Below are 3,391 nucleotides of genomic sequence, written 5' to 3' on the forward strand. Positions count from 1 at the left end.
TGGGGCGGGGTGGGGTGAGGGGCGGGTAGCCTGTGTGGCCGTGGACACAGGTGAGAAGAGCCGGGTCGTCGTCGAGACGGTCGCGTTGAATCCGCTCGACCCCAAGGAACTGTTGCAGACCTTCGGGCTGATCGGCGTCTGGGTGATCCTCTTCGCCGAGACCGGCCTGCTGGTGGGCTTCTTCTTCCCGGGGGACTCGCTGCTGTTCCTGGCGGGCGTCGCGGCGTCACCGGTGGCGGACGCGATCTTCGGCAGCGGCACCCGGCTTTCCCTGGTCGGGCTGCTGATCGGCGGGCCGATCTGCGCGATCATCGGCGCCCAGCTCGGGCACTGGCTCGGCTCCCGGTACGGCCGGCGGATGTTCGACCGGCCCAACTCCCGCCTCTTCAAGCGGGAGTACGTGGAGAAGGCGGAGCACTACTTCCAGAAGTTCGGCCCGGCGAAGGCCGTGGTGCTGGCCCGGTTCATCCCGATCGTGCGGACGTTCCTCAACCCGGTGGCGGGCGTGCTCGGCATGCCGGCCCGGCAGTTCTTCATCTGGAACGTGGTCGGCGCCGTCCTCTGGGTGGACGGCATCCTGCTGATCGGCTACCTGCTCGCCGAGCAGATCTACAGCGCGATCGGCGACAAGATCGACCGGTACATCCTGCCGGTGGTCGCGCTGATCATCCTGATCTCGGTGCTGCCGATCTTCTTCGAGTTCCTGCGGGACCGGAAGGCCCGCAAGCGCGGCGAGGCCGTCGCGGTGGTGGCGGCGGCCAGCGCGGCCGGCGCGTCGACGCGGTTCGCGACACCATCGAGCACCACCTGCACCACGACCAGCCGCAGCAGCAGCACCCGTACCGGCAGCAGCCGCCGCAGGGCGAGCGGCGCTACCCGGACCACGGCCAGGGCCGCTGACCCTCACCCACGACGAACGGCCGGCCCCGGAAGGGACCGGCCGTTCGTGTCACCGTCAGGAGCCGGTGGACGGATCAGCGAGCTGGCTGGTGACAGACAGGAGTCACCACCCGATGACGCCACCCCTGGTACGTCACCGGACGTCGCCCCGGTCGGGGACGACGCGCGGACACCGGGTCAGCGGGCCTTCTTGGTGGCCCGCTTGCGCGGCGGGGTCAGCAGATCCGCGATCGTGGCGATCGCGGACGGCACCAGCCGGTAGTACGCCCACACACCGCGCTTCTCCCGCTCCAGCAAGCCGGCCTCGGTGAGGATACGCAGGTGGTGGCTGACCGTCGGCTGCGAGAGGCCGAGCGGCGCCGTCAGGTCACAGACGCACGCCTCGCCCTCGGGGGCCGACTGGATCAGGCTGAGCAGCCGGAGCCGGGCGGGGTCGGCAAGGGCCTTGAGGACCCCCGCCAGCCGCTCGGCATCGGCACGTTCGATCGGCTCGCCAGCAAGCGGCGAGATCTGAGGCATGGTCATTTCAGCCAACGCAGTTCCCACGTATTCCATCCTTCCACCAGCAGCATCGATCCGCCTGCATATCAGCAGATCCGAATCGGCAAATTTTTACGCCACAAGGCCGAGGTCAGCCAACGTATAGGCCGCCCGATACGGCAGTCCGGCGGCTCGTACGGCGTCCCCGGCTCCTCGATCAACAATAACCGCCACACCAACGACCTCCGCCCCGGCCTCGCGCAGCGCCCTCGACGGCGGTCAACACGCTGCCGCCCGTCGTCGAGGTGTCCTCCACGGCAAGTACCCGCCGACCGACCACTTCAGGCCCCTCGATCCGCCGTTGCAGACCGTGCGCCTTTCCCGCCTTGCGAACCACGAACGCGTCCAACGGTCGATCGGTCTCCGCCGCGGCGTGCAGCATCGACACCGCGATCGGATCCGCGCCGAGGGTCAGCCCGCCGACAGCCTCATAGTCCCAGTCCGCGGTCAGCTCGCGCATCACCCGACCGACCAGCGGTGCAGCCTGGTGATGCAGCGTGACGCGGCGCAGATCGACGTACCAGTCCGCTTCGCGGCCCGAGGAGAGCACCACCCGGCCGTGGACCACAGCCAGGTCGGAAATGAATTTACGCAGGTCGTCGCGGTGCCCCATGGCGATAGAGGGTACTGCGCGAGTCTGTACGCCGGATGTGGGGTCCACCCGGGTCAGCCTCGTGGGCGACCGATGGGTGGCGATGGACGGCTACGCTGTGCGACCACGCTGAAATCCCGTACCCTGCCGACGCCACCGTGACCGGCACCGGCCGGAGGTCGCGGCGTCAGCCGTCGGTCGGCTCGACCCGCCCCCGGCGGTCGCGGTAGGCCAGCCGCAGCAACCGTCGCGGCGCGTGCCGCAGGCCGGCCACGGCGAGCTTGTACTTCCAGTCCGGGACGCTGATCTGCTTGCCTTTACGCAGGTCACGCAGGGCGCCGTCGACCACGTCGTCGGCCCGCAGCCACATCCACCGGGGCGTGCCGGACATGTCGATGCCGTTGCGCTCGTGGTAGCCGGTGGCCGTGTAACCGGGGCAGAGCGCCATCACCCGTACGCCGAGCGGGCGCACCGACAGGTCGACGGATTCGCTGAAGCTCGTCACCCACGCCTTGCTCGCCGGGTACGTCGAGCCGGGCATCACCGGACCGAAACCGGCGACGGAAGAGACATTTATCACTATCCCGTTTCGTCGATCCGTCATCGCGCCGAGCGCGGCGAGGGTGAGCCGCATGACGGCGTGCACGTTGAGCCGCAGCAACCGCGTCTCGTCGGCGACTGTGGACCGCACGAACGGCCGGTTGAGGCTGAGCCCGGCGTTGTTGACGAGCAGCTCGACCGGGGCGGTGGCGTCGGTCAGCCGCCGTTCCACCGCCGCGCATCCGTCGTCGGTGGACAGGTCGGCGGGGAGCGTCTCCACCCGGTGACCGTGCCGGGCGGTCAGGTCGGCGGCCACCTCGGCGAGCCGGGTGGCGTCCCGGGCCACCAGCACCAGCTGCCACCCGTCGGCGGCGAGCCGGCGGGCGAACGCCTCGCCGATGCCGGCGGTGGCGCCGGTGACCAGCGCCCATCGTTCGGTGGCCGGAGTTTCGGACGTCACGGGCGCTCCTCAGCGGGACGGCGGCGGAGCCTGCGGCGGCGGGTACGGGCCGTACGGGAGCGGCGCCGGGGGCGGGGGCGGCGTCGGCCGGGCGCGGCCGAACCAGCCGTTCGCCGCGGGCAGCGCCAGCAGCACGGCCACCACAAGGTAGCCGAGCACCTGGCCCACCGAAAGGGCCGCGTTCAGCGGGAGCCACCAGGACGGGTAGGCGTCGCCGAGCAGGCCCAGCAGCTCGGCGGTCTGCTCGTCGGTCCGCAGCGGGCGGCCCGCTGACCGACCAGCGCGGCCAGGCCGCAGCACCCGCAGAGCAGCCCCAGCCCGGCGACCACCCAGGTCGCCACCCGGGCGCCCCGGCGGCC

Annotated in this window: 2 protein-coding genes and 3 pseudogenes; 1 reads left to right on the forward strand and 4 read right to left on the reverse strand. The window is 71.0% G+C overall.

Annotated elements, in window-relative coordinates; genetic code table 11:
- Positions 1–34 precede the first annotated feature (34 nt).
- A pseudogene (locus tag JNW89_RS31730) lies at positions 35–900 on the forward strand (DedA family protein).
- Positions 901–1,077: 177 nt separating this feature from the next.
- Here the strand turns inward: JNW89_RS31730 and JNW89_RS31735 are convergent.
- From JNW89_RS31735 to JNW89_RS31750, 4 genes and pseudogenes are all read right to left on the reverse strand, one after another.
- Positions 1,078–1,455 carry a helix-turn-helix transcriptional regulator gene (locus JNW89_RS31735; RefSeq protein WP_007454255.1) on the reverse strand — a complete coding sequence of 126 codons (378 nt, stop codon included), beginning with the start codon at positions 1,453–1,455 and terminating at the stop codon, positions 1,078–1,080.
- Positions 1,456–1,512: 57 nt separating this feature from the next.
- A pseudogene (gene pyrE, locus JNW89_RS31740) lies at positions 1,513–2,053 on the reverse strand (orotate phosphoribosyltransferase).
- 166 nt (positions 2,054–2,219) lie between these two features.
- The gene (locus tag JNW89_RS31745; RefSeq protein WP_238451864.1) at positions 2,220–3,032 is read right to left on the reverse strand and encodes an SDR family oxidoreductase; all 813 of its coding nucleotides are present in this window, start codon (positions 3,030–3,032) and stop codon (positions 2,220–2,222) included.
- Positions 3,033–3,041: 9 nt separating this feature from the next.
- Positions 3,042–3,391, reverse strand: a pseudogene (locus tag JNW89_RS31750) (hypothetical protein); the annotation flags it as partial.

This window comes from Micromonospora sp. 4G55, assembly GCF_016803375.1.